Source organism: Microvirga sp. HS2, from assembly GCF_055792805.1.
In genome coordinates this window covers 1-24494 of the sequence record NZ_JBVVAJ010000052.1, presented here as the reverse complement: position 1 = coordinate 24494, position 24494 = coordinate 1, and the positions used below count along the sequence as shown (strand labels likewise).

Here is a 24494-nt window from a genome sequence, read left to right as displayed (position 1 = left end):
AACATCAGGGCCAGCGGTTATGACATACCGCGCACAAAGGCCGGAGACATGACTGCACCCGCCCCGCTAGGCCCAAACGTCATCAACAATCACATTGCCAAACGGGCGCCATCCAGACATGACATACCGCGCACAAAGGCCGGAGACATGACTGCACCCGCCCCGCTAGGCCCAAACGTCATCAACAATCACATTGCCAAACGGGCGCCATCCAGACATGACGGTGCCCCCTGGGCCAACACCTTCCTCGACACCTTCCGCTATCTCGACCAGCTCGGCCGCCTCGCCAGGCAGGAGGTCAGGGTTGTCGCCCACAACACGCTGGTGGCGAGCGACTACGGCCTGCTGAACGACAGGACCCTGGAGCCGAAGCCGAACTACTGGGCGGCGCTGCTGTGGCGGCGGCTGATGGGCCCGACCGTGCTTGAGGCGGGTGTCGCGATCCAGCAGGGCCGGCATGTTTATGCCCATTGCCTGCGCGGCACGCCCGGCGGCGTCGCGCTTTTGGCGATCAACAACAGCCGGACGCAGCCGACTGTGCTTGAGATCCCGAAAGCGGCGGACGGCTACACGTTGACGGCGCCGCAGCTGGATTCAGCCAGCGTCCGATTGAACGGGCAGGAGCTGAGGCTCGGCACCCGGGACGAGCTCCCGGACCTGCCGGGCAGCCGTGTTCAGGCGGGGTGGGTTGAGCTCGCGCCCGCGAGCATCACCTTCCTGGCCATCCCCGAGGCCGGAAACCCGAGCTGCCGCTAGCCAGAGGCCACCGAGAGGCTCTTGACGGTCATGCAACAAGTCTCATGAGGGCCATCTAAATGGCCAACACGTTGGCCAGCACACTCTGCTCCAGCGCGTCCTGGAACCGGTCCATGCTTCCGGCCGCCTCCGAGAAGCGCGCGATGAGCGGCCGGATGGCCATCGAGGTGGAGATCGAGGTCGCAAGGAGGAAGAAGAGCATCTCCGGATCCTGCCGCCGGATGACGCCGGCCGCGATGGCCTCACGGATGAGAGGCACCAGTTGATCGTGGCGGGGCTTCACGAGGCGGTCGTAGACATAGTCGCGGCGCTCGCCGGATAACTGCATCGCCTGGCTCACAAGCATGCCGAGCTCTGGCATGTCGCTGTTGACTTCGATGTAACGGCGCAGGGCACGGCGAAGCCGATCCGAAACATCGCTGTCGTCGGATGCCGCGAGCGCCTCTTCGGTCTCGACCAGCAGCGGTGCGGCGAGGCTGTCGACAACGGCTTTCCAGAGATCGAGCTTGGAGCCGAAGTGATGCGCGATCAGGGCCACGTCAACGCCGGCATCAGCCGCGATCCTGCGCAGGTTGGTGCCCTCGTAGCCATTCTGGGCAAACTCCCGCCGTGCGGCCCGCAGAATCTCGTCCCGCTTCGGATCCTCCGACTTGCGCGGCCGTCCGCGTCCGCGTTGGGTCGGTTGGAGGGTTTGCGTCATCGGCGTTGAACTCCGTGGATGGGCTTGAGGTGGCACCCGGACGCCCAGGAGACCTCAGAGGGGTTGGGGCGGACGCGCTCACACGAAGGTGAACCACTGGCCGGGTGGCTGCGCCAATAGCAAATCATCATGTGTTGAATATGTGGTTGGACATCGGCCGTGTCGAGGGCGGCGACGACCTTCATCGCCAAGGCGGACGTCGACCACAGCACAACAGCCGAACACGAGGCCCCCATGCACCCGCTTCTGACCTATACCCGCTGGACCCGAGCCTGGCCGCCCTGGCAGAGCTATGGAACGGCGACGCTTGCAGTCGTGGCCGTGCTCCTCATTGGCATGTGGATGGCCGGCCTTCTCACAGGCTTTCCGTTTCTGCTGTTCTTCGCCGTTATCCTCATCAGTGCCGCCCTGTTCGGGCGGGCAACCGGAGCCTACACGGTCCTCCTGAGCACTGCCTTCGCGTTCTACCTTGCCGTGATGCCGCCCACCACCATGCCATTCAACGCCGCGCCGCGCGCCGCCGAGATGATCCTCTTCCTGCTCAGCGGCCTGGCCGCTTCAACGGCCGTGGCAAGCCTGCGGTCGAGCATGCACGATCTCGCCGAAACCAACGAGCGGCTGGCTGCCGCCGAGCGCGAGAAGGACCTGCTGCTGCGGGAGACCGGCCACCGGGTAAAGAACGACCTTGCCTCCCTGATGGCGCTCGTCCGGCTGCAGGAACGCTCCGTGTCCGATCCAGCCGCCCGCGCCGCGCTGACCTCGACCGGCGAACGCATTCGCGTGCTAAGCCGCCTGCACGAGCGGTTGCGGCTGGCCGACAAGGCGGCGGTCGTCGATATCGGCCGCTTCATCACCGAACTCTGCGACGACCTGCGGGCGGCGCTGCATGGCCTGCGGCCAGTTGCGCTCAAGGTGCAGGCGGAACGTTGTCTTCTGCCGCAGGAGCAGGCCGTGGCTGTGGGCCTGATCGCCAATGAGCTCCTGACCAACGCCATGAAGTATGCCTTCCCGGACGACCGGGCCGGAACGGTCACCGTCCGCTTCTCCCGGCAGGACGGCAGCTTCGAGTTGGTCGTGGCGGATGACGGCGTCGGCGTGTCGCCGGAGATGCCTCCAAGCGGATCGGGGGGACTTGGCCAGCGCCTGATCCGCTCTCTCGCGGGTCAACTCGGCGGGACCGTGGAGATCGGCCCCAGCAGTGGAGCCGGGGGAACCCGGGCGGTGGCCCGGTTCCCGGCCCAGGACTGAGCCCGCTCTCCGGATGCGCTTAGACGGTCGCGTCGCTCATGCCGGCCGGGATGCGACACATCCGCTATCGCCTTGAAGGCGCCGGGGGCCGTGATTAAATCATCATTTGTTGAATAATTACTGAACCCTTTTGATGGAGCGGGACAATGAAGTTTCTCTTCCCCAGCTGGGACCCGGCCATGGGCCGGGATGAGGTCACGGCCAAATGGGCCTGCTTTGTTGTCGGCACCACCCTACTGGCGCTGGGCGCCCTTGGCTCCGCCAACCTGTTCGTCGACGCGGCTCCGCCGGTCCGTTTCATCGGGGCCATGATGGTTCTCGGTGCGGTGGCCCAGCTCCTGCACGCGATGCTGGTGACAGGCTGGGGCGGTTTTTACGCCTGGCTGTTCAGCGGTGCCCTGTACGGGGCCGCGGGCATCATTGCGGTCCGCGATCCCGCATTGACCTCCGTAGCTGCAGCCCTCGGCCTGGTGCTCGCGCTCGCCATGTCAGGGCTCCTGCGCGCCCGGACCAGTTTTCGGCTTCGGCCGCAGACGGGCTGGCGGTGGCTGGCGTTGTCCGGCGGCCTCACCATAGCGGCAGGTATGGTCGTCGCTGTGGGCTGGCCCGTGGACAGTGCCTGGCTGCTGGCGTCTGTGCTCGCGGCGGACCTTGCCAGCCAGGGCCTCGCGGCGGTCGGATTCGGGGTGGCGCTCAAACCGCGCCGCTGAGGCCACTTGCCCGCCTGATGGCTCTGGGCAGTCTGGCCTCACCGAAGCTGGCTTCGGATCGCCGATGACTGGCGCCAGGGCCGGCAGACCCCTTCGTGCCGCCGATCCGGACGTGCCTCAGCCTCAATGGCGTCGGGGCCAACGGACCTCCGATTTCCACTGAACGTTTTACACCACCGGCCACATGCCCGCGGGCGCCGGCCCAGGAGGTTCCCATGACCAAGAACCCGCAGTTCACCAAGAACACGCAGTTCAACACCTGGTACTGGATCGCGGCGATCCTCGGCATCCTGTTGATCCAATACTTCTTCGGAACGGCCGGACAGATCGCCACCATCCCCTACAGCGAGTTCCAGGGCCTCCTGCAGGGAGGCAAGGTGGCCGAGATCGGCATCTCCGACAATTTCATCCAAGGAAAGCTGAAGGAGCCGCTGCCCAGCGGCCAGACGCTGTTCTCCACCACTCGCGTCGAACCGGGCTTCGCGCAGGAGCTGCAGCAATACGGGGTGAAATACACCGGCCAGATCGAGAGCACGTTCCTGCGGGACATCCTGTCCTGGGTCCTGCCGGTCCTGATCTTCTTCGGCATCTGGGCCTTTCTGATGCGCCGCATGGCGGCGCGGGGCGGTCTTGGCGGCGGCCTGATGCAGATCGGCAAGAGCAAGGCCAAGGTCTACGTCGAATCGGACACCGGCGTGAGCTTCAAGGACGTTGCCGGTGTCGACGAGGCCAAGGATGAGCTGCGCGAGGTCGTCGACTTCCTGAGGAACCCGGACGAGTACGGCCGCCTCGGCGGCCGCATGCCCAAGGGCGTGCTTCTGGTCGGCCCGCCCGGCACCGGCAAGACCCTGCTCGCCAAGGCGGTGGCCGGCGAGGCCAAGGTGCCGTTCTTCTCGATCTCCGGTTCCGAGTTCGTCGAGATGTTCGTCGGCGTCGGCGCGGCGCGCGTGCGCGATCTGTTCAGCCAAGCGCGCGAGAAGGCTCCGGCCATCATCTTCATCGACGAGCTGGATGCGCTCGGCCGCGCCCGCGGCCTCGGCGGGCTCGCCGGAGGCCATGACGAGAAGGAGCAGACGCTGAACCAGCTCCTCGTCGAGCTCGACGGCTTCGACTCCAGCATCGGCGTGGTGTTGTTGGCGGCCACCAACCGGCCCGAGATCCTCGATCCGGCGCTGCTGCGCGCCGGGCGCTTCGACCGGCAGGTGCTGGTGGACCGACCCGACAAGCAAGGGCGCGTGCAGATCCTGCAGGTGCATGCCCGCAAGATCAAGCTCGCTCCCGATGCCGACGCGGAGAAGGTCGCGGCCCTGACGCCAGGCTTCACCGGCGCGGATCTGGCCAACCTCGTCAACGAGGCGGCGCTGCTCGCCACGCGGCGCCGGGCCGACGCGGTCACGATGGCGGACTTCAACAACGCCATCGAGCGCATTGTCGCCGGCCTGGAAAAGCGCAACCGGCTCCTGAATCCGAAGGAGCGCGAGGTCGTGGCCTACCACGAGATGGGCCATGCCCTCGTGGCGCTGGCGCTGCCCGGCGTCGATCCAGTGCACAAGGTGTCGATCATTCCCCGTGGCGTCGGAGCGCTGGGCTACACGATCCAGCGGCCGACCGAGGACCGCTTCCTGATGACCCGCGAGGAGTTGGAGAACAAGATGGCGGTGCTGCTCGGCGGACGGGCCGCGGAGCTGATCGTGTTCGGGCATCTCTCGACCGGAGCGGCGGATGACCTGGCGCGGGTGACCGACATCGCCCGCTCGATGGTGACGCGCTACGGCATGTCGGAGAGGCTCGGGAACGTCGCCCTGGAGAAGGACGAGCGCTCGTTCCTGAGCCCGAACCCGCTCGGCAACGGCGCGCGCGAGCGCTCCTACTCGGACAAGACTGCCGCGGCGATTGACGACGAGGTGCGCACCCTCGTGCAGGGCGTGATGGAGAGAACGGTGGCTCTCCTCACCGAGCGGCGCGGGCCGCTGGAAACAACCGCCCGGCGCCTGCTGGAGAAGGAAACCCTGGATGAGGCGGAGCTGCTGGAGCTGACATCAGCCAACCGGCCGCGGCCGGCCGACCAGACCATTGTTGAAATCGAGCAGGAGCGGCAGGGGCGGTCCGGCTCACGCGCCGTAGCCGGGGAGCGCGATGGACCCCGTCCGTAACGCGGCGGAGTGCTCGGCGCTGAACACCAAACAAAACAGGAGACAGTGATGAACCAGTTTATGGCAGTGATCTTTCCCGACCAGGCGAGGGCCCTGGAAGGAGCCGAGGCCTTGAGAGCCCTGCGTGCGGATGACGACATCACTCCGTCGGGCATGGCCGTCGTGGTCAAGGAGCCCTCCGGCCAATGGCTGTTCAAGGCAAAGCCCGCCGACAGGGCCATCGCCACCGTGGCGACGGCGCTGATCGGCGGGGTGGCCGGCGCGGCCGTCGGGCCGGTCGGGGCTGCGATTGGGGCCGCCGGAGGGGCGCTGGTCGGCCATGGCGCCGATCTCATCCGTCGGGACGGCGCGGCGGCCTTCATCGGGCAGGTTGCGCGCCATCTGCCGCCTGGGCACGCGGCGCTGGTGGCGGAAATCCCCGACCATGATGTCCGCGTTCTCACCGAGCGGATGCGGGCTTTGGGCGGCAGGGTCCTGCCTGTCCGGGACAGGCTGGCCGCGGCATGAATATGGGAACGCGCCCATGACCTTTCCTCCACAGCCCATGGCCCGCAGGCGCAACGTTCCGGATCGGAGCCCGGCTTACCTCTGAAGGATCCAACATGACCACGAGCCTCAGCGCGAAGGATGCCATCCTCAAGCACGGTCTCATGTGCCGCTGCCCCCGGTGCGGCAAGGGCCGCCTGTTCAACGGCTTCCTGACCCTTGCCCGCCGCTCCGAGGCGTGCGGCCTCGACTACTCCTTCGCCAATCCGGCCGATGGTCCCGCCTTCTTCGTCATGACCACCATGGCCATCCCGGCGATGGCGCTCGGCGTGTGGATCGAGTTGACCTACGAACCGTCCCTGTGGGTTCACGGCGTGACGACGCTGCCGTTCCTGCTGCTGACCTGCATCCCACCCATCCGTCCCACCAAGGGAATGTTCGTCGCGAGCCAGTACTTCCACAAGGCCGAGGAAAGGCGCTTCGAGATCCCGCAGCAGGCGGCGAACACCAGTCCAAACCTACAGGAAGCCGACTCCGCAAATCCGCTGGATGTCCGGCCGGAAACGACAGCGCTCAACTCTGAAGCTGCGGGATAGATCTCCTGTGGTCACAACAGCGGCGAGAGGAGCCGTGCGACCGAATCCCGGAACCGGACGGCTGCGCCGCGTTCCCGATATCCCCCAGGGTCGAACGCGGTGCAGTAAGCGAGGTCCTGTTCGAACGCCGCCTCCAGCTCCTGCGCGAGCCCCGCGTCGTAAAGCACGGCGTTGATCTCGTAGTTGATGCTGAAGCTGCGGATGTCGATGTTCGTCGACCCGACGGAGCAGACTTCGGAATCGACGCTGATCGTCTTGGCGTGCAGGTAGCCCTTCTCGTAGAGGAACACCTTCACGCCGGCGTTGATGACATCCAGAATGAAGGTGTTGCCCGCCCAACCCGGGACCGGGTCGCCCGAGGCCCGCGCGGTGAGCATCACCTTGACGTCGACGCCCGACAGGGCCGCCGCTTTCAGGGCCTCGGCGATGCTCGCATCGAGGATGAAGTAGGGCGACTGCAGATAGACATGGTGCTGCGCGCTCACGATCATCGCGAAGTAGAGCTGGCGGATCGCCGCCCACTGCGAGTCCGGCCCCGAGGTCAAGATCTGGACGGGGACATCACCCTCCGATGGCTCCATTGCCTGCGACGGGAAATAATCGGCGGAGAACAGGTTCTCCTGGACGGCATTGTACCAGTCCACCATGAACACGGCCTGCAGCAGCGCCGCGCCCTCCCCTTCGATGCGCACCTGCGTGTCGCGCCAGGAGTCGAACCCCGCTCCCCCGTCGAGATGCTCCTGTCCGATGTTCATGCCGCCGGTGTAGCCGATGGTGCCGTCGATCACCGTGATCTTGCGGTGGTTGCGGTAGCTGATCGTATGGAACTGGTAAGGAGGCGAGGTTGGCGCAACCTGGACCCCGGCCGCGCGCAGGTCCCGGAGATAGGCCCGGCTCAGGTGGGCGCGCGATCCAATGGAGTCGTAGAGCAGACGCACCCTCACGCCTGCCCTCGCCTTCTCGGTCAGGATCCTTTTCAAGGTTTCGGTGAACAGATCCGCGGCCCAAATGAAATACTGGAGGTGGATCGAATGTTGCGCCGCCTTCATGTCTTCGATCAGGCTGGGATAGAACACGGCGGCATCCTGCTGGATCTGCACCCGGTTGCGCCGGCTGAGGCCCGAACGGGAGTTGCGCTGCACGAGCATCATCAGCTTTCTGCGGCTTGGGCCCTGGCCCTCAAGTCGGGCGATCTCGGCATCCTGGCGCGCCAGGATCGGCTCCAGGAGCGGGCGGAGATTGCCCTCGATATCCTGCATCAGGAGCTTGCGCCGCTTGCTGAAGGCTCTGCGGCCCCGGCCGAACAGGACGTAGACCAGGACGCCGATTCCGGGGGCGAAGACGAACACCAGCATCCAGGCCAGCGTCGCCTGCGGCCGCCGGTTCTCCGAGATCAGGAAGATGCCGGTCGCAAGGGCATAGAGGGCCAGGACTGTGCTCAGGATGGGCCAGATGCCGGTCATGGGCCTTTGGACCTCCGCCTCCATGCCAAGAGGCCTTGATTGCCTCACGCCGTCAACACGACCGATGCCGCTCGGACACGGTTCACGGTCCCGGACCCTGTGCCGTCGGCGTCTCCGTTGGTCCGGGATGGGTGCCGCCGAGCCACGCGCTGCCCATGGTCCACGCCTGCACCGTCGAGGCGCCGAGGACAGGACCGGCCGGCACGATGTGAACGTCCTGTTCCAGATCCAGCTTGCCGGTGGCGCGAAGCTGAGCGGCCACTTCGTCGTCGACTCCGCTCAGATAGAGCCGTCCCCCAACCTCGGCCAAGTCGTCCGCGTACTCGTCGAGCACCTCGATCAGGGTCGCTCCGACCCGTGTCCGGCCGCGCAGGCGCAGGACAACGACGGGCCTCGTTGCATCCTCTATGACGGGCAGCGAATCCTCCAACGTCCGGGCTCCCGCGAAGAACAGGCTTCCATAGACGTCGAGCACCGTCACGGCGTTGCTGGGCAGGCGCGCGGGCGGCTTCTCCTCGGTGAAGCGACCGTCGCCCAGCGGGATCAGGGCGCGCACGGTCACGTCCTTCGCCGCCGAGAAGAGATACAGGACGCTGGTGAGCAGCACCCCGAGCGCCACCGCCTGCGGGATCGACAGCACCAGGGTCGCGACGAAGGTGACCAGGATCGCCCAGCGGGCCGCACCGCCGACGTTCCAGATCGAGCGCGCCTCCCGCAGGTCGACGGCGCCGATGCCCGCCATGATCATCAGCGCCGCCAGCACGGTCATCGGCACCTGGCCGATCAGATCCGACGCCAGGTACAGGATGCCCAGCATCCAGATTCCGGCCAGAACGCCCGCCCAGCGGCTTTGCGCTCCGACACTGACATTAAGGGCGGTCTGGCCGACCGAACCGCCGGCGGGAATGCCGGACAGAAGACCGCTGGCGGCGTTCGCCACGCCCTGCGCGAGCATGTCCCGCGACGGATCGATCCGGCTATCGTCGGGATTCTCGACGGTCTGGCTGACCCCGGCGCCCTGCAGCGCGATCACCACCGCGATGGCAAACGCCGACAGGAGCAGGTCCGGGGTGAGCAGTGCAAAATCCGGCAGCGTCAACTTGGGGAGACCGCGCGGCACGGGGCTTACGTCGAAGACACGCTGAACGGTTCCCAAACCGAGCCACCCGACGAGCACCGACGGCACGATGATCGCAACCAGCGAGGAGAAGCTCGAAAGACGCGTGCGTTCCAGGCCGATGAGAATGCCGAGTGTCAGCAGGCCGATCAGCAGCGTGGGCACGCTGAGCTGCCCGATCTGGCGTGAGAGGTCGATGAACTGCAGCAGTTCATTCGCGCCTTGCGGGTTCAGCCCCACCAGGGGAGCGAGCTGATCGAGGACCAGCACGACGGCCACGCCGCTCAGGAAACCGGTCATCACCGCGTGAGACACGAAACGGACCAGACGCCCGAGGCGCAGCAGGCCGAAGATAGTCAAAAATGCGCCAGTGAGGAGAACCAGCAGGAACAGGGCCTGATCCCGCTGCGCCGGAGGGTAGCCCGCGATGGCCTGGCCCGCGGCGAGCGCCGACGCGCTGGTAGTCGCAATCTGCATCAATTGCGCGCTGACCAGCAGGCTGCCGCCGATTGGCGCGGCGACACTGGTGTAGAGACCGTAGACTGGATTGACCCCAGCCAGGGCTGCCGATGCCAGACCATCGGGCACGCTCACGATGGCGTTGATCAATGCGGCGATGATGTCCTTGCCCCAGCGAGCCCAGCGTCGCCGCGGTGCCCTGCCGGTATGCGAGCTTGTGTCAGAGGCGCTCATCGTTGGCGCTCGCCGGCCTCAGTTTCCGTGCCTCGGCCGACGAGCCAGACCTGGGCGTCCGCGACCGCTTCTCGCGTCGACTGCAGCCGAATGGGAGTGGCCTCGTAGATCTGCACCGGTCCGCTCAGGTGGAGCATGCCCGTGCGGACGAGTTGATCATGCACGCGCTCATTGATGCCGCTGAGGTACAGCCGCCCGTTCACCTCCGCCAGCTTGTCGGCATAGTGGGCCAGCACCTCCATCAGGGTGACGCCAGCGGTGGTGAGGCTGCGCAATCGCACCACCACCACCGGGTTCTGCGCGCCCTGCGGACTCGGCAGCAGCCGCTCCAGGGTCCGGGCGCCGGCGTAGAACAGGTGACCGTAGACGTCGATCACCGTGACCGCATTGGTCGGCAGGCGCGCGGGCGGATCGTGCTCCTCGATCTCGCCGTCGGGCCGCTTCACCAGCCGGACCAGCGTGACATCGGTCGAGGACCGACTCACGTACAGCAGCGCCGACAACACCACCCCGATCCCGACCGCAATCTGGACCGACAGAAACAGCGCGGCCAGGAATGTGGCGCCTCCCGCGATGCGCGATGGCCAGCCGGTGGTCCAGACCGCGCGGATCTCCTGCGGCTTGAGACTGGTGGCCCCCGCCAGGATCAGCAAGGCGCCGAGCGCGGGCATCGCGATATACGACACCAGGCCGGGGAAGAGCATGACGATCAGCGCCATGCACACGCCGGCGAACACCACCGCCCAGCGCGACTGGGCGCCATAGATCACGTTGAGCGCGGTCGCGCTGAGTGAGCCGCCGACCGGCAGGCCGCCGAAGAGGCCGGAAGCGACATTGGCCGCGCCCTGGGCGGTGAAGTCGCGGGACGTGCTTCGGCGAGACCCATCCGGATTGGGCACGCTTTGACTCACGCCTGCGCCTTGCACGAGAACGACCATCGCGACCGCCAAGGCCCCCGTGACCACATCGAACGTGATGCTGGACAAAGGCGGCAGCACCGGCATCGGGATGCCGCGCGGGATCTCGCCGACGTCCCGGACAACCTCCACGCTGCCAAGACCGAACAAGGCCACGATCACGGACGGGATAATGATCGCCACCAGACGGCCGAGATTGCTCAAGGGCGTGCGCGGCAGCAGAACGGCCAGCACCAGGGTGAGAATCGCCAGGGCCAGCGACACCAGGTTGATCTCCTTGAAGTGGAGCAGAAGATTGATTGTCTGCATGATCCGGTTGCCGCCCTCGGCCTCATAGCCGGTGACGACGGGAAGCTGGTTGAGGATCAGCAGCACCGAAACGCCGCTCAGGAAGCCGGTCGTGACCGAGTACGACACGAAGCGGATCAGCTTCCCGAACCTTAGGAGACCGAACACGATCTGGAAGGCACCAACCAAGATCACCATGACAGCAAGCGCGGCCGCACGCTCCGCGCCCCCAAGGCGACCCAGGGCCTCGCTCGCTGACAGCGACGCCGCAGCAGTGGTTGAGATCATCATCAGCTGGGTGCCGGAGAACAGGCCGCCCACCGCCGGACCCATCATGGTGGCGTACAGGCCGTAGATGGGGTTGACGCCCACCAGCACGCCGTTGGCCATCCCGTCGGGCACATTACTGATCGCGCTGCTCAGCCCGGCGAGCCCGTCCCGGCGCAGGGAGGCCCCGCCCGGCAGCTTCGGCCAGAGGTGGTTGGCCACCGCGTCGCGCAAGTCGCCGAGCCCCGGCAGGTTGAACTCGGGTCCTTGTTCGGAAGGTTGCTCCGTCTCGGTGGGTGACCCGGCCATTGCTCAAAGATCTCCTGACAATACCGACGCTTGGCCGCTCACCTGGCGTCCTTGTCGTGACAGGCTATTCGAGCCTGATCCTGATCGTCTTGACGCCATCCTCCACCGAAACGTCCAGAACCTGCGGTTCGGACGTGAACGGGACAATGCTGATGCGGCCGCTGCGTTCGAGATAAGCGCGCTTGATCTTCGAGGGGTTGGAGTCTCCCGCTTGCAGCCGCAGGGCCTCCTTCAGGTCATTCTCTGACAACTTGGCCTCCCGCAGCCCGCCCTCCTGAACCTCCCCGTCCTTAATCAGCAGCCGGGGCTCCCCCTTGACCAGGGGTCCAAAAGAGGTGTGGGCCGCCAGGGTCGCGAAGAGCCAGTGCAAGGCCAGCAGCGCGGCGCTCGCCACGATCGTGGGCAGGAAAGGCGCCGAGCCATTGATTGCCCGGCTCATGATCGAGCCGAGCATGATGGCGACCACAACGTCGAAGGCGCTGGCCTTGCTCAGGAAGCGCTTGCTCGCCAGCCGCACCAGAACCAGCATGATGCCGTAGATGGCGATGGCGCGGAGCGCCATCTGCACGGAGTCGACATCCCCCACATCGAGGTCCAGTCCCAGCAGGAGCCGGACCTCATTCACGATGGACTGGATCATGTCGGCCCTGCCTTCTCCGCGGGCTCGCGATGCATGACCTCGCGGGTGCCGAACATGTCGAGGTCGAACGGGCAGCGGTCGTCGCCGATCTCGTGCCGCACCAGCGCGTGCAACTTGGCGAGCATGCTCTGCACGAGCGCAGCATCATGCCGCGGGTGGTCGGGATGGGCGAGATTCTCCAGTTCGCCAGGATCGCTCTCCAGATCGTAGAGGGCGATGTCGGCGCCGGCATAGAGCTCGTCGAGCGTCGCAGGGTTGGCGTATTCCAGCGGGCTGAACCAGCGCACGAGCTTGTGGCGGCCATCGGACACGGCCCGGAAATACGCCCTCCGCGAGAAGTCCGGGGCACCATACAACTGTCCCGCCTCATGCAGGCGCGCCCTGCGCCCCGCCTGCTCGTCCTCCTCGTTCGAGGGCTCGCTTGCCGTGCTGGTCAGCAGCTTCAGCGCCCCCGAGACCGACCATTCGTTGTCCAGCGCGTTGAGCCCGTCCCAGCAGAACAGGGCACCATCCCCCGGAGCGCGTGAGCTGCCGCGCGGGCCGTCCTGGCCAGGGTCGAGCATCACGGGTTTAAGGCTGCGCCCCTTAAGGTGGGGATAGCGGCTTCGGATCTCGTCATCATCGAGGCCGGCGAAAGCCAGCAGCGTCGGCGCGAGGTCGAGATGCGAGCCGATTGCCGCCGTGCGCTGTCCCCGCGGTCCGCCCGGGGCGCAGACCGTCAGGTTGACCACGGCCGCCTCCTCAAAGGGAATGTTGGCCTTCTGCGTGAGGCGGTGCGCGCCGTTCATCTCGCCGTGGTCGCCGGTGAAGATCACCACGGTGCTGTCCCAGAGATTGAGCCGGTCGAGGGCCGCGACCACCTGGTTGAACTGCGCGTCCACCAGGCGCATGCAGTTGACGAGGTAGTTGCGGTGCTTGCGCCAGAGATCCCGGCGCTCGTCCGGGATGCGGCCATAGTTCAGGTCGACGTATTCCTTGTAGTACCGCACGCCCGGCGGCTGAAGGCCGTAGTCGTCCTCGAAGTTGTCCGGCAGGGCGATGTCCCATTCCTGCTCGAACCAGCCGAGCTGCTGCACCGTGGTCTGGACGCCCGCCGCCAGCCCCTCCGGATCCGGCTGCTGGCACGGATCGGTCTGGAGGAACATCACGTCATGCGGGTTGATGAGGCTGCACACCAGAAGCCAGGGCCGATCAAGGCGGGAGGCCCTGTGCTCGAGCCAATCCACGGTCTCGAACGCGACGGCGCCGTCGAGCTGTTGTCCCTCGAGCGGCGCGCCGAACATGTCGCCCCATTGCTGGTAGTCGGCGAAGCCGTAGCGCTCCAGGCCGTCCTCGCGGTGGGGCACCTCCGACAGATGCCACTTGCCCTTGAAGGCGGTGTGGTAGCCCTGGTCGCGCAGCATGTGCCCGATGGTGGGGATCGCGTGCGTGAGCTCGCCGGTCCAGGCGAAGTTGGTGTTGTCCCACAGGCCGGTGTGGATCGCGTGGACGCCGGTCCACATGGTGGCGCGCGAGGGCGTGCAGATCGGCACGGTGCAGTACTGCCGGTCGAAGCTCACGCCCTGCGCCTCCAGGCGCCGCAGCGCCGGCAACGCCACCGCGTCGGGCACCTGCATGTGGGTCTGCCACTGGTCCATGCACAGGACCAGGATGTTCGGTCGGGTTCCAGGCTGCGGTCTCTTTCCGGAGGCATTGGACTGCGTTGTCTTATTCTGGGTCGTCATCATGCTGCTCCCTTGATCCTAGCCGCGGATCCTGCCAGATGGCCATGGTGAAAACCCCGGTCCGCCTCCGCATGAACTCGCCTCAGACGAGCGGCGCTTTCCGGCGCACGGCCACATCCCTGAGTTCCATCTCGGCACCTTTCTTCTGACGCCGGCCCAACGACCACGCGATCGGGAACAGGGCGGCCATGGACACGATCGACGTGACGACCACCATGACGAGGATGTCCGGATCGTCGAAGCTCTGGGTTGCGACCACCGTCGCCGCCGCCATGTTGCGCTGCGCGGTGGCGAGCGCGATCACATCCCGCTTGCCGGCGTCACTGCCGCCGATCAGATAACCCAGGGCGAAGGCACCACCGATGACGAGAACCGCCGCCGTGATGGCGCCGGTGCCGAACGTGTCCAGAATGGCCTGGAAGTTGACGAGGAAGGTCAGCGCGACCAGCACCACCAGAGCAACGCTCGATGCCATGTTCGCGATCGGTTGCAGCAGATCTGCCAGGGGCTCGAAAGCTGCATCAATGAACAAGCCCGCTGCGAGCGGCAGAAGCATGGTCAGGACGAGCGGCACGGCGATGGCGGCGGCGCTCACCGTGGCGTCCGGGACAACAAGCGGCACCACGACAGGCATGTAGAGGATGGTGCCCACCAGGAGCAGCACCAGCACCCCGGCGCCGCACGCGGTGTCGCCGTTGGCGAGCTGCGTCAGCTTGATCAGGAAGGCGGCGCCGGCCGCCGTGGCCACCAGCATCAGGCCGATCCGCGCCGCCTGATCGAGCGGGAGGAACCGCGCCACGATAGAGGCCAGCAGCGGAACCAGGACGAAGTTGGCGACAAGCGTCAGGAGAACGCCGCGCAGGTCGCGGAGCGGGTCCAGGATCTCCCGCAGGGTATAGCTGAAGCCGACCGAGAGCATGCTGCTGACGCTGAAGACCAGCACCGCGACGTTCAGAAGGCTTGGGAGCAGCTCGGACATGGGGCCTCTCAAGGCGACCGCAATCCGGTAGGAACAATGTTTGCCGCGTGACGGTTCCGTGCGCCGCAGCGCCCAAGGCCGCCCCTGTCGTGATCAGCCTCTCACTTCCGAACCACGCAGCGGAAGCCGATGTGGCAGGCCGACGTATCGATCATCTGGGGCTGGCGGGCCGCCGGCCGGTAACGGAGGCAGTAATTGGGCGCGCAGAGGTGCGAGCCGCCCTTGAGCACCTTGCTTGGGATCTGGGCGGCGGGCTGGCCCATGGTATCGCTCGGCTCCGACGACTGGACGCGCGGATTGCGCGGAATGCAGCACGGTTTGGCAGCCGCGTCGCGGTGGCTGGGTCTGAAGAAATCGCCGGTCCATTCCCACACGTTGACGGCCATATCATAGAGACTGTAGCCGTTGGCGGGGAACGCCCGAACCGGAGACATGCCCTCGTAGCCGTCCGTCGCGAGGTTCTGCCATGGGAATTCGCCCTGCCAGGTGTTGGCCATCATGCGCCCCTCCGGCGCGAACTCGTCACCCCACACGAAGGTGGCACCTTCCAGCCCGCCGCGGGCCGCGAACTCCCACTCGGCCTCGCTCGGCAGCGTCTTATCCGCCCTGATCACCGACGCGGGCGAGGTCACCAACGAGTCCACGCGCGAGTTCCTGCGGACCTACATGGCCGAGTTCCACCAGTTCATCGTGCGGGTCTACACCGCCCTGCCCCGCGATGCGTGAGGCATTCCGGTATGGTCGGTCACTCTGGTCGAGCGCGCCGCCATTGCAGGTAGGACATGACCGTTCGCCCTGCCGACTGGATCGGGACGGCGGTGCTGAGGCGCAGCACGTCGCCATCGAGCTCGACCGCGCGCGGCTGCGTCTGCCCGGTCCAGTTCGGGAAGAACGAGACATACATGGAATGGGTGAGTGTCTGCTGCTCCTCGTCGACGTGGAACGGCCCTGAGTAGGCGATGTAGGAGGACGCCGCCGCCTGATATTCCGCCGGCGTGCCGTTGAACCAGTCGCCGCTCCCGAAGGGTGTTCGGCCCGCCCGCATCAACTGCGCCGACATGTAGCCGCCCGGCGTGTACATGATGATGCCCGTTGCACCCTCGCCGAGCGGGTGCACGGCTTCCGATCCGTCCACCGGCTTCTCGACATAGGATTCCAGCGTCCACGCGCCGATCAGGCGCTCGCGCAGGCTCTGTGCCATGGGCAATCTCCTCAGGGCCGCTGCATGTCGTTGTCGATGGGCAGGAGCTGGCCCGAGATCGCCTTGCCCGCGTCCGAGGCCAGAAAGACCGCCAGGGCCGCGATGTCGCGGGGATCGACCAGCGCCTTGATCGACTGGTTTGCCATCGCCTCCTGTCTCACCTCCTCGACACTGCGCCCGCTCACCTGTGCGCGGCCCTCGAACACCTTCTGGATCCGGGGGCCGTCGACCGCGCCGGGCAGGATGGCGTTGACCCGGATGCCGTGCTCGCCCAGCTCGATGGACAGGGTCTTGGTGAAGCCGATCAGGCCCCACTTGCTCGTCGCGTAGGGGCTGCGGTTCGGATAGCCGAACCGCCCGGCCGCCGAGGACATGTTGATGATGGCGCCACCTCCTGCGCGGATGAGGTGGGGAATGGCCAGCCGGGTGACGTGGAAGGTGCCGGTCAGGTTGACCTGCAGAACCTTCTCCCAAGCCTCCGGATCGAGCTCAGCGACCGGGGCCGTAGGGCCGGCAATGCCAGCATTGTTGATCAGCACGTCGAGGCCGCCCAGCGCCTCGGCTGCTTCGGCCACCATGCGCTCGATCTGCTCGCGCCGGGAGATGTCGCAGGGTCCGGTGACCAAGCCGGAGATCTCCTCGGCCAGTTTGGCCAGGCCTGCGGCGTCGATGTCGCAGACGAACACCTTGGCGCCGGTGGCGACAAAGGTCCGTGCCATCTCGCGGCCGATGCCGGAAGCCCCGGCGGTGATCAGAACCCGTTGCGCCATGGCCGTCTCCTTCTTCTGCTCCAACGCACAGGAGCCGATCTTGGTTGTGAGCGCCTTGGCGCAATCAAGACCTCTACGAGGGTTTCCGGCGAGCCGGTGGGGCTGGCCAACTGCCCTTGTCGCACCAAGTGGAGCAGCAGTGCTCAATCTCTTGAAGGGATATCGCGTGAAGGTCACGAAGCTGACGCCCAACATCTCGGTTGCCCATCAGCTGACGGAACAGAATCTTGCGGAAGCCGCTGCGGCGGGCTTCCGGTCCGTCATCAACAACCGCCCCGACGGCGAGGCAGCGGACCAGCCCCGCAGCCAGGAACTCGCGGCGGCTGCGGAGCGCCTGGGCCTTGCGTACCATCACATCCCGGTCCCTCCGGGCCAGATGTCGGGCGAGCAGGTCGAGGCGTTCCGGACGGCCCTCAGCGGGGCGGAGAAGCCTGCCCTCGCCTTCTGCCGCACCGGCACGCGCTCCACGACCCTGTGGGCGCTGGCGGCCAGCGACCGCCTGTCACCCCACGAGATCCTGCAGACGACATCGGAGGCCGGGTACAACCTCGAAGCGTTGTGGCCGCAGCTGGAGGCCGGCTCGGGACAGCAGTCGCCTGAGACCTGATGAGCAGCCGCGGCGGGCAAACCCGCGGCGCACCAAATGCATGGGGCAAGATGGGAGGAGCATCATGCAGAGCAAAGAACCGAAGCGCGACGACCTCGATCCCGTGGACGAGGCCAGCCAGGAATCGTTCCCGGCCAGCGACCCTCCGGCCTGGACCGGGACGGGTTCCGGCCCCGTCGATGTCTCGGCGCTTCTGGAGCGCGCCAGCCGGGCCCGGGCAGTCTGGAACCAGGCGCTGGAGGAGGCTGCCCGGCTCGCCGACGAGGCCGGCACGACGGACCTGTCCTCCCGCATCCGGTCCCTGAAGCGGCCCGAGCCTGACGCCTGACACGCGAAACCTGACATAAGGTCAGGGGGAGGTCATTCCCCCGGCAGCTCTCGAAACCGGCTTGGCTGCCCGGCACATTCCCGATGCCCACGCAGCCGGATCGCCAGAGCGCTCCCTGCTGCACCGTTGGCTTCCGTCAGTCGGCGCCGTGTCAGTGACATGGATCCCTCGTGCGCGCCCGGACAATCGTGCCATTGGCGTCGCCGTTGATCAGCAGGGTGCCGTCCGGCGCAACCGCAAGACCCATGGGCTCGCCTGGACCCGGACTTGGCCGACTCCATCGTCTCCTTCGCCTTTGGCGACATCTACTCCCGCACGAGCTTGACCCAGCAGGAGCAGACCATGGTAACCATCGCCACGCTGGTCGCCCTCGGCACCGAGCCGCAGTTGAAGCTGCACATCAACGTTGGCTTCAACGTGGGCCCGACCAAGGAGAAGATCGTCGGCGCCCTGATCCATTGCATCCCCTACATCGGCTTCCCGCAGGTGCTCAACGCCATGACCTCCTTGAGGAGGCCATGGCCGAGCAGGGGCTCGCCCCGAAGGCTCCAGCGGATTGAGACCAGTCCTCCAATGCCAGCGTCTTGGCGACGCTCGTCGGCCCCGCGTGCAGATCGATCAGGGCCCGCGACGGTCATGTCCCCCGTTCGGAACGACTGAAGAAGCGCAGGTTTCGGGACAGGGCTTCGGCGGAGTGCACGAGCCGGCTTTCCGGCCTGCCACGCCGCTCCAGCCGGGCGGCGGCCAGGGCCAGGGTTCGAACGGCGGGTTCCGGCTGGGGCGCAATGCGTCCCATCCGCCGAAGGACGGCATCGACGGCGCGGATGAGACCAGGCGGCAAGGCCTCCTCGCGGCGCAGGCGCTGCAAGTGAAGCACGGTCAACCCGAGGGCATACACGGCAAGGCCCCCCTCCTCCACATCGGGATGCCCGTCTCCAGCCTTCTCCGACCAGCGGACGAGCCTCAGAAGGCGATGGTAGAGGCGAGCTTGCCAGAGCTGATGGTGTTTGGCTGCATCTGGCGCGCGGGCCAGGTCCTGCACCTCGCGCACCATCATCCCGATGAGCACCGTCATCCGCCTGCGGGCGTCCGCGGGAAACACGAGCCGGAACCCGAGCAGCGCGATCAGGGGCGCCGCGACGACGGCCGCCGTCATGGCCAGGGAGTCCGTAAACCGGCCCGTCAAGGGATAGGACGGCTGGAGCAGCAGGAGCAGGATCAGGCAGTAGTCCGTGGCACCCGCCATGGTCCGGCGATGCGACAGCGGCAGCACCCCGCTGAGGATGAACGGCATCATCATGACGATGAGTTCGGCCTCACTGCCGGCGAAGGGCCAGACGAGCCAGCGGCAGGCCAGCGCCGCAATCCCGCCGAAGATCTGCCCGATCAGGATGGCCGTCATGATGCGGGCGGGGTTCTCCCAAGTGGAGAATAAGGTCACCATGACGGCCGTCCCGAGCAGGAGGTACGGACCGGCGGCCCATCCTGTCAGAACCCAGATGGCGCCGAGGAGCAGCATGAGGCCCGTGGCGCGGATCGTGGCATGTCGGGCACCGACCCAGTCCCGATGCAGGACGACCGGATGGTCGACGCGCGGACGCTTCGTCTCTCCGTCGCTGACGCCGAGGCGGTCCCGCAGGGCGCCTTCCCAGCGCAGGATCACCTCGTGCAGGGTTGGGTCGCCGGCCGCGCGGTCGGCCGCCCGTTCGAGGGCCTGGACGACCTCGCCCCCCGGTGCCGCGGCAGCAAGGGCATCCGCCGCTTCTGCGAGCGCTTCGCTGACCCCTTCCACGACGGGGATGGTCTCCGAGATCCTGAGCCACAGCAGGGTGGAAACCTGGGCGGCGATCACGGCGCGGAGCGTCCGGGCGGAGCGGCGTGACCGCAGGGAGCCTGCCCCGTGCGGATCGAGGCCCTCGTCGAGGGCCGCCATCTCGCGGAGGATGGTGCGCTGATCATCCAGGCTCCCCTCCCCCACGCCTCTCAGACGCGCCGCCATGAGATGCAGCAGGCGGGCCGACAGATGCCGCACCCGCGCGACGATCGCGTCCTCCGCGTTCCGCGGGGCCAGGAGAAGACCGACCGCAAGCGCGGTGGCGACGCCTGTCAGCACGGTCAGGAGACGGTCCGTGCCAAGGGCGAAGATATGATCCGGATGGGCGGTATCGAGCAACGCCACCATGGCGGCGGTGTAGCCGGCGAGGATCGTCCCGTACGCCACAAACCCGCGCAGGACATTGCCCGCCCACGTGCAGAGACCGATCCAAAGGGCGAGACCGAGGACCAGGATCACCGCCTGGCCGTCGGCAACGAGAACGAGCAGCACGCCTGCGACCGTTCCGACCAGGGTTCCAGCCGCCCGAAAGAAACTCTTCTCGACGAGCATGTTGCGCGTCGGCTGCGAGGCGGCAAACACCGTCATGGCCGCCCATTGCGGATGCTCCAGCCCGAGGAGCCAGGCGACCAGCAAGGCGAGACAGGACCCCAGGGCCGTGCGGAGCGAGTAACGAAGGCGGACTGGATCGAATCCGAAACGTGAGAGTGTCCCGACGGGCTTCATGGCTGGTCCTGGTTCGGTTGCAGGCGCTTGCCGATCCGGTTGAAGGCATCGATGATGGCGTCGAGCTCAGCATCACTCAGATCACGCAGCAGTGCCGCTTCCGCTTCGGCGAGGACCGTGCGGATCTCGGCGACAGCCTCGTGCCCGGCCTGGGTGAGGAAGATCAGCCTAGCGCGGCGGTCGGTCTCGTCCACCTGCCGCTCGATCAGCCCCTTATTGACCAGAATGTCGAGCAGGCGCACCAGGCTGGAACTATCGACGCCGACCAGGGCGGCGAGATCCTTCTGGCTGATGCCGTCACCCGCTTCCTGCAGGTGGATCAATGGAGCCCAGGTCGCATCGCTGAGACCGGCTCTCTCCAGACATTTGTCAATTGCCCGGCGCCACTGACGGGCCAGCACCGAGAACTCGAAGCCGAAGCGGAACCGGGAAGAGGAGGAGTTTGTCGGCATCAGACCGATATGGGCGAAAATAGTTTGTATTGCAAATCAAATTAGTCGAGAGTAAAGACGGCTAATCCGGCAGCACCATGGCTTCTCACGAAGCGCCAAGCTGATGCTTGTTGGAGAGTATAAGGATCTGCGGGGCACCGGGTCATAGATCTGTTTCAGGCTCCCGCCCTCCCAACGCAGCTACCGGCTCGTCAACAGGGCTGCGCTCAAGCGCCTCATACCTGCCCCACGAAACCTCATGCTCTCCAACCCCAACCACTCGCAGGAATTCGCGCGAGACGGCATCTCCTGGCTCAAGGCCATGGACATCCCGTGAGGATACGCGCCTTCAGGCGCCGTATGCATCCTCAACCAGTCTTGAGGAGATGTTTCTGATCCTGAAGCGCTCGCCTGATGAGATTGTCAGCCAGCTCGTCGCCTTGCTGTTCCTGCCCACCCGCAACCCGCATGACGCTTTGTCGGCCGAGGATCGTCGTCGGTCCCTACGCTAGCGACATCGTCGCGCAAACCGACCCGACCTTCGATCAAACCCATCGGAGCTCGTATCAGCGCTGATGTAGCAGAACCACGTTGGATCCAGGCGTGGTGGCGTCTTTGGTCGGCTTGACCCTGCTGAGGACGGTGGGCGAGACGTTCCATCTCTGCCCGGTGTCGGTGATCACCGTCACGGTCTTCTTGTTGTAGCGCGTCAGCATGCCCTCGAGTTGACCCTGGCCGGGCGGCTGGAAGCTAACCCGGTCTCCGATCTTGAACTCCAACATCTCCACATGAGCGCGCATCTGGTTGAGAAAGCGCAGGCGCTCGACGATGCGGTGGTTGAGATCGATCAGCTCGGCCTCGGTCAGCTGGTCAATATCGATCGTCATAGCAGTGCTCTCGATGCAAGCCGGGTTGGGATGCTCGAGCAAATGTCCGGCCAGCGCTTAGGCGTGTCAAGAGGAACAAGGCAGGCTCTGAAAGCCCCCTGCCCTTCGCGAATATCCGTTACGGTCGGACGAGCGGACTAATGCGTTTCTTCCGATTAGTGCCAATTCCGGTCGTTTGAGGTGCCATGGTCGTTCCAGGGTAGTCAAATCCAGTAGCAACGATGTCCATGGTTTCGAGGGAGCGTTGTTCCCTTCAAAAGACACCGACAGAGCAAGGGGAGACCGGACCGGTCGGGCCACCAGCTCTTCGGCGTTAGGGGGCGACACCTGTCCACTGCGGTCAAGCCCATGTCCGATCCTGTCAAGCACGCTGCCGCGAACCGATCCATTCTACATTCGAGAAGACGCATGTCCGTGAGCCGAGGACGATCTCCTTCGGCTTGCACTCCGGGAGCCTGTCCTGCCGCCTTTCACCGAGGATCGCGGACATGAAGAAAGCCTCGCCCGCCGCCCGGTTTCTCGCCGCCTCTTGGTTCGGCAAGGATCACAACATGCCTGCCTTCGCGGCGAGCCAAGCCGGACCGTTTGACCAGTGGCCGGTCGGCATCGCCTCGGGGTCAAGGCGTAACACAGAGCAGACCACATGAAGGTTCGCCCGCGTGCCGAATAAGGATCGCGCGGTTCCCGGATCCCACACGCAACGGAGATTTGTCATGACGATGAAGCTGACCCGCCGCCAGGCAACGATCGGTGCCTTGGGCCTGCTCGCCGGGACCACGATGAGCACCGTCAGCGAGGCTCACCTGGGCGAATTGCTGGGCATCGACGAGGGCCTTGAGGATTTCTGGCTGGCAACCGACGCCTACATCTACGGCTACCCGCTAGTCACCATGGAGATGACGCGTCGGGTCATCACTAACGTGGCCGCCCCCGAGGGCACCCGGGCCCCGATGGGCCAGATCATCAAGCTGCGGCAGTATCCGGACGCCACCTTCCGCGACGTGACCGCGCCGAATGCCGACACTCTCTACACGACGGCATTCTTCGACGTTGGCCAGGAACCCTGGGTGCTGAGCCTGCCGGACATGAAGGACCGCTACTACCTCATGCCGATGCTGGACGGCTGGACGACGGTGTTCCAGGTTCCCGGCAAGCGCACCACGGGCACCGCTGCCCAGACCTATGCCATCACCGGACCCGGCTGGAGCGGCACGCTGCCGGCGGGCGTCAAGGAGTACAAGTCGCCCACCAACATCGTCTGGCTGCTCGGCCGCATCTACTGCACCGGCACGCCGGAGGACTACGCCGAGGTGCACGCGCTTCAGGACCAGGTCAAGCTGGTGCCGCTCAGCGCCTACGGCAAGCCGTACACCCCGCCGGCCGGCAAGGTCGATCCCACCATCGGCATGAAGACCGCCGTGCGCGACCAGGTGAACCGCATGGACGCGGTGGCATATTTCATCCTGCTGGCCGAGCTGATGAAGACGAACCCGCCGTCGGCGGCCGATGCCCCTGCGCTGGCGAAGTTCGCCAAGATCGGGCTCGTGCCCGGCCAGGACTTCGATGCAAGCAAGCTGCGGGCCGACTTCGCCAAGCGCATTCCGGAGATCGCCAACGATCGGATCATGATCCAGTTCAAGATCAACAAGGACGTCCACGACATCGACGGCTGGGGCTTCACGACGAAGACCGGCATCTACGGCACCGACTACCTGATGCGGGCCCTTGTGACGGCGATCGGCCTCGGGGCCAATCGCCCGCAGGACGCCGTCTACCCGACCTCGCAGAAGGATGCTGAGGGCAAGGCCTACGACGGGGCCAACAGGTACGTCATGCGCTTTGCCAAGGGCCAGTTGCCGCCCGTCGAGGGCTTCTGGTCGCTGACGATGTACGACGGCTCCTACTTCTTCGTGCCCAACCCGATCAACCGCTACTCGATCAGCGCGCGCCAGGACCTGAAGGCCAACCCGGACGGCTCGGTCGACCTCTACATCCAGAAGGACTCGCCCGGGGCGGACAAGGAGTCGAACTGGCTGCCGGCCCCAGCCGGCAAGTTTATCCTGATGCTGCGGATGTACTGGCCGAACGAGAGCAGCCCCTCGATCATCGACGGCACCTGGACGATCCCGCCGGTCCGGAAAGTCAGCGATCGGGTATAGCCGACATCACTGGCGCGGAGGGCGGGCCGAAGGAGACGCCGTCGAGGTGGCGTTCTGCAACGGCCCGGACGAGCTGCCCCTCGACGTTCAGATGAAGTTCTATGTCGGGAAAGCCATCAGCAGCGGCACCGGCACGTCGCCCCCGTACGATCAAGGCGAAGGCAGAGACGCCTGAGGCCTCGTACGGGCTTGGGCTGACCGCATGGCATCAGGCACACCGCAGCGAGAGCGCCTTGCTTGATCGTTTGGGGCGGGTTCTCAACAGTTTGAGGCGCAGCGGCTCGCTCTCATTCCGATGCCGTCATCCGCAGGACGGAAACCAGGAAGCCAAGGTCCTTTGGAAATGGCTCTGCCGGAGAACTGGCCAATGAAGGTCTGGATCGGGTCAGGAACCGAGATTCCCTATGCTTTCGGGACGTCCGGTTCGACGAAGATTGCTGACTTCGAGCTTAGGTCTCAGGCGTGCCAAGAGCGGCCCTTAGCGCTTTCTCAGCGAACACTTGGA

General features: G+C 66.0%; 24 protein-coding genes and 2 pseudogenes. 13 read left to right on the top strand and 13 right to left on the bottom strand.

Annotated features, from left to right (window positions below; all coding sequences use genetic code 11):
- The first annotated feature begins 147 nt into the window (after positions 1-147).
- Complete coding sequence (locus ACS5Q0_RS25600; protein WP_473129472.1) at positions 148-756, top strand: hypothetical protein; 609 nt, start codon at positions 148-150, stop codon at positions 754-756.
- Between the two features lie 55 nt (positions 757-811).
- Here the strand turns inward: ACS5Q0_RS25600 and ACS5Q0_RS25595 are convergent, their stop codons facing one another.
- Positions 812-1456, bottom strand: coding sequence for a TetR/AcrR family transcriptional regulator (locus ACS5Q0_RS25595; protein ID WP_473129471.1), 645 nt, complete (start codon positions 1454-1456; stop codon positions 812-814).
- 159 nt (positions 1457-1615) lie between these two features.
- On the opposite strand from ACS5Q0_RS25595, the gene ACS5Q0_RS25590 reads away from it, so the two are divergent.
- The 5 genes from ACS5Q0_RS25590 (at position 1616) to ACS5Q0_RS25570 (ending at position 6649) form a co-directional block, all read left to right on the top strand.
- Positions 1616-2704 (top strand): sensor histidine kinase, encoded by a 1089-nt coding sequence (locus ACS5Q0_RS25590; RefSeq protein ID WP_473129470.1) that lies wholly within the window; start codon positions 1616-1618, stop codon positions 2702-2704.
- 146 nt (positions 2705-2850) lie between these two features.
- Positions 2851-3414 (top strand): HdeD family acid-resistance protein, encoded by a 564-nt coding sequence (locus ACS5Q0_RS25585; RefSeq protein ID WP_473129469.1) that lies wholly within the window; start codon positions 2851-2853, stop codon positions 3412-3414.
- A gap of 215 nt (positions 3415-3629) precedes the next feature.
- Positions 3630-5567 (top strand): ATP-dependent zinc metalloprotease FtsH, encoded by a 1938-nt coding sequence (gene ftsH, locus ACS5Q0_RS25580; protein WP_473129468.1) that lies wholly within the window; start codon positions 3630-3632, stop codon positions 5565-5567.
- Positions 5568-5615: 48 nt separating this feature from the next.
- Positions 5616-6074 carry a DUF1269 domain-containing protein gene (locus ACS5Q0_RS25575; RefSeq protein WP_473129467.1) on the top strand — a complete coding sequence of 153 codons (459 nt, stop codon included), beginning with the start codon at positions 5616-5618 and terminating at the stop codon, positions 6072-6074.
- Between the two features lie 95 nt (positions 6075-6169).
- Positions 6170-6649 (top strand): DUF983 domain-containing protein, encoded by a 480-nt coding sequence (locus ACS5Q0_RS25570; RefSeq protein WP_473129466.1) that lies wholly within the window; start codon positions 6170-6172, stop codon positions 6647-6649.
- A gap of 11 nt (positions 6650-6660) precedes the next feature.
- On the opposite strand, the gene cls is transcribed toward ACS5Q0_RS25570, so the two are convergent.
- The 7 genes and pseudogenes from cls to ACS5Q0_RS25535 form a co-directional block, all read right to left on the bottom strand.
- The gene (gene cls / locus ACS5Q0_RS25565; protein ID WP_473129465.1) at positions 6661-8112 is read right to left on the bottom strand and encodes a cardiolipin synthase; all 1452 of its coding nucleotides are present in this window, start codon (positions 8110-8112) and stop codon (positions 6661-6663) included.
- Positions 8113-8194: 82 nt separating this feature from the next.
- Positions 8195-9922 (bottom strand): SulP family inorganic anion transporter, encoded by a 1728-nt coding sequence (locus ACS5Q0_RS25560; protein ID WP_473129464.1) that lies wholly within the window; start codon positions 9920-9922, stop codon positions 8195-8197.
- The gene (locus tag ACS5Q0_RS25555) at positions 9919-11703 is read right to left on the bottom strand and encodes a SulP family inorganic anion transporter (RefSeq protein ID WP_473129463.1); all 1785 of its coding nucleotides are present in this window, start codon (positions 11701-11703) and stop codon (positions 9919-9921) included. The genes ACS5Q0_RS25560 and ACS5Q0_RS25555 overlap by 4 nt, the downstream gene beginning before the upstream one ends.
- A 64-nt stretch (positions 11704-11767) precedes the next feature.
- A complete protein-coding gene (locus ACS5Q0_RS25550; RefSeq protein ID WP_473129462.1) occupies positions 11768-12343 on the bottom strand; it encodes a DUF421 domain-containing protein in 576 nt (191 codons plus the stop codon).
- Positions 12340-14067, bottom strand: a complete 1728-nt coding sequence (locus ACS5Q0_RS25545) for a sulfatase-like hydrolase/transferase (protein ID WP_473129461.1) — start codon at positions 14065-14067, stop codon at positions 12340-12342. The genes ACS5Q0_RS25550 and ACS5Q0_RS25545 overlap by 4 nt, the downstream gene beginning before the upstream one ends.
- An 82-nt stretch (positions 14068-14149) precedes the next feature.
- Positions 14150-15046, bottom strand: a complete 897-nt coding sequence (locus ACS5Q0_RS25540) for a bile acid:sodium symporter family protein (RefSeq protein ID WP_473129460.1) — start codon at positions 15044-15046, stop codon at positions 14150-14152.
- 101 nt (positions 15047-15147) lie between these two features.
- Positions 15148-15651: pseudogene (locus ACS5Q0_RS25535) on the bottom strand (SUMF1/EgtB/PvdO family nonheme iron enzyme); the annotation flags it as partial.
- A 1-nt stretch (position 15652) separates the two neighbouring features.
- Between ACS5Q0_RS25535 and ACS5Q0_RS25530 the strand changes: the two are divergent.
- Positions 15653-15772: pseudogene (locus ACS5Q0_RS25530) on the top strand (NADPH-dependent FMN reductase); the annotation flags it as partial.
- A 19-nt stretch (positions 15773-15791) separates the two neighbouring features.
- Here ACS5Q0_RS25530 and ACS5Q0_RS25525 read toward each other — a convergent pair.
- Both ACS5Q0_RS25525 and ACS5Q0_RS25520 read right to left on the bottom strand, forming a co-directional pair.
- Entirely contained in the window at positions 15792-16247 is a 456-nt protein-coding gene (locus ACS5Q0_RS25525; protein ID WP_473129459.1) for a lipocalin-like domain-containing protein, read from the bottom strand.
- 11 nt (positions 16248-16258) lie between these two features.
- Positions 16259-17017: an SDR family oxidoreductase gene (locus tag ACS5Q0_RS25520; protein WP_473129458.1), complete on the bottom strand. Its 759-nt coding sequence runs from the start codon at positions 17015-17017 to the stop codon at positions 16259-16261.
- Between the two features lie 139 nt (positions 17018-17156).
- Between ACS5Q0_RS25520 and ACS5Q0_RS25515 the strand changes: the two genes are divergently transcribed.
- From ACS5Q0_RS25515 to ACS5Q0_RS25505, 3 genes are all read left to right on the top strand, one after another.
- The gene (locus ACS5Q0_RS25515; protein WP_473129457.1) at positions 17157-17624 is read left to right on the top strand and encodes a protein tyrosine phosphatase family protein; all 468 of its coding nucleotides are present in this window, start codon (positions 17157-17159) and stop codon (positions 17622-17624) included.
- Positions 17625-17688: 64 nt separating this feature from the next.
- Positions 17689-17952 (top strand): hypothetical protein, encoded by a 264-nt coding sequence (locus tag ACS5Q0_RS25510; protein ID WP_473129456.1) that lies wholly within the window; start codon positions 17689-17691, stop codon positions 17950-17952.
- Between the two features lie 267 nt (positions 17953-18219).
- Positions 18220-18612, top strand: a complete 393-nt coding sequence (locus ACS5Q0_RS25505) for a carboxymuconolactone decarboxylase family protein (RefSeq protein ID WP_473129455.1) — start codon at positions 18220-18222, stop codon at positions 18610-18612.
- On the opposite strand, the gene ACS5Q0_RS25500 is transcribed toward ACS5Q0_RS25505, so the two are convergent.
- From ACS5Q0_RS25500 to ACS5Q0_RS25490, 3 genes are all read right to left on the bottom strand, one after another.
- The gene (locus tag ACS5Q0_RS25500) at positions 18587-20512 is read right to left on the bottom strand and encodes an FUSC family protein (RefSeq protein WP_473129454.1); all 1926 of its coding nucleotides are present in this window, start codon (positions 20510-20512) and stop codon (positions 18587-18589) included. The two genes, ACS5Q0_RS25505 and ACS5Q0_RS25500, sit on opposite strands and share 26 nt — an antisense overlap.
- Positions 20509-20913: a MarR family winged helix-turn-helix transcriptional regulator gene (locus tag ACS5Q0_RS25495; protein WP_473129474.1), complete on the bottom strand. Its 405-nt coding sequence runs from the start codon at positions 20911-20913 to the stop codon at positions 20509-20511. The genes ACS5Q0_RS25500 and ACS5Q0_RS25495 overlap by 4 nt, the downstream gene beginning before the upstream one ends.
- 596 nt (positions 20914-21509) lie before the next feature.
- Complete coding sequence (locus ACS5Q0_RS25490; RefSeq protein ID WP_473129453.1) at positions 21510-21830, bottom strand: hypothetical protein; 321 nt, start codon at positions 21828-21830, stop codon at positions 21510-21512.
- Positions 21831-22318: 488 nt separating this feature from the next.
- Here ACS5Q0_RS25490 and ACS5Q0_RS25485 point away from each other — a divergent pair, with 488 nt between their 5' ends.
- From ACS5Q0_RS25485 to ACS5Q0_RS25475, 3 genes are all read left to right on the top strand, one after another.
- The gene (locus ACS5Q0_RS25485) at positions 22319-22477 is read left to right on the top strand and encodes a hypothetical protein (protein ID WP_473129475.1); all 159 of its coding nucleotides are present in this window, start codon (positions 22319-22321) and stop codon (positions 22475-22477) included.
- A gap of 72 nt (positions 22478-22549) precedes the next feature.
- Positions 22550-23989 carry a DUF1254 domain-containing protein gene (locus tag ACS5Q0_RS25480; RefSeq protein WP_473129473.1) on the top strand — a complete coding sequence of 480 codons (1440 nt, stop codon included), beginning with the start codon at positions 22550-22552 and terminating at the stop codon, positions 23987-23989.
- 46 nt (positions 23990-24035) lie between these two features.
- Positions 24036-24164 carry a hypothetical protein gene (locus ACS5Q0_RS25475; protein ID WP_473129452.1) on the top strand — a complete coding sequence of 43 codons (129 nt, stop codon included), beginning with the start codon at positions 24036-24038 and terminating at the stop codon, positions 24162-24164.
- The last annotated feature ends 330 nt before the right edge of the window (positions 24165-24494 follow it).

Excerpts from the sequence above, each read along its gene's own strand:
- ACS5Q0_RS25525 (WP_473129459.1), bottom strand. The coding sequence starts at position 16,247 with ATGGCACAGAGCCTGCGCGAGCGCCTGATCGGCGCGTGGACGCTGGAA.
- ACS5Q0_RS25595 (WP_473129471.1), bottom strand. The coding sequence starts at position 1,456 with ATGACGCAAACCCTCCAACCGACCCAACGCGGACGCGGACGGCCGCGC.
- ACS5Q0_RS25575 (WP_473129467.1), top strand. The coding sequence starts at position 5,616 with ATGAACCAGTTTATGGCAGTGATCTTTCCCGACCAGGCGAGGGCCCTG.
- ACS5Q0_RS25585 (WP_473129469.1), top strand. The coding sequence starts at position 2,851 with ATGAAGTTTCTCTTCCCCAGCTGGGACCCGGCCATGGGCCGGGATGAG.
- ftsH (WP_473129468.1), top strand. The coding sequence starts at position 3,630 with ATGACCAAGAACCCGCAGTTCACCAAGAACACGCAGTTCAACACCTGG.
- ACS5Q0_RS25540 (WP_473129460.1), bottom strand. The coding sequence starts at position 15,046 with ATGTCCGAGCTGCTCCCAAGCCTTCTGAACGTCGCGGTGCTGGTCTTC.
- ACS5Q0_RS25520 (WP_473129458.1), bottom strand. The coding sequence starts at position 17,017 with ATGGCGCAACGGGTTCTGATCACCGCCGGGGCTTCCGGCATCGGCCGC.
- ACS5Q0_RS25510 (WP_473129456.1), top strand. The coding sequence starts at position 17,689 with ATGCAGAGCAAAGAACCGAAGCGCGACGACCTCGATCCCGTGGACGAG.
- ACS5Q0_RS25485 (WP_473129475.1), top strand. The coding sequence starts at position 22,319 with ATGAAGAAAGCCTCGCCCGCCGCCCGGTTTCTCGCCGCCTCTTGGTTC.
- ACS5Q0_RS25555 (WP_473129463.1), bottom strand. The coding sequence starts at position 11,703 with ATGGCCGGGTCACCCACCGAGACGGAGCAACCTTCCGAACAAGGACCC.
- cls (WP_473129465.1), bottom strand. The coding sequence starts at position 8,112 with ATGACCGGCATCTGGCCCATCCTGAGCACAGTCCTGGCCCTCTATGCC.
- ACS5Q0_RS25550 (WP_473129462.1), bottom strand. The coding sequence starts at position 12,343 with ATGATCCAGTCCATCGTGAATGAGGTCCGGCTCCTGCTGGGACTGGAC.
- ACS5Q0_RS25545 (WP_473129461.1), bottom strand. The coding sequence starts at position 14,067 with ATGACGACCCAGAATAAGACAACGCAGTCCAATGCCTCCGGAAAGAGA.
- ACS5Q0_RS25490 (WP_473129453.1), bottom strand. The coding sequence starts at position 21,830 with ATGACGATCGATATTGACCAGCTGACCGAGGCCGAGCTGATCGATCTC.
- ACS5Q0_RS25600 (WP_473129472.1), top strand. The coding sequence starts at position 148 with ATGACTGCACCCGCCCCGCTAGGCCCAAACGTCATCAACAATCACATT.
- ACS5Q0_RS25480 (WP_473129473.1), top strand. The coding sequence starts at position 22,550 with ATGAAGCTGACCCGCCGCCAGGCAACGATCGGTGCCTTGGGCCTGCTC.
- ACS5Q0_RS25570 (WP_473129466.1), top strand. The coding sequence starts at position 6,170 with ATGACCACGAGCCTCAGCGCGAAGGATGCCATCCTCAAGCACGGTCTC.
- ACS5Q0_RS25500 (WP_473129454.1), bottom strand. The coding sequence starts at position 20,512 with ATGAAGCCCGTCGGGACACTCTCACGTTTCGGATTCGATCCAGTCCGC.
- ACS5Q0_RS25560 (WP_473129464.1), bottom strand. The coding sequence starts at position 9,922 with ATGAGCGCCTCTGACACAAGCTCGCATACCGGCAGGGCACCGCGGCGA.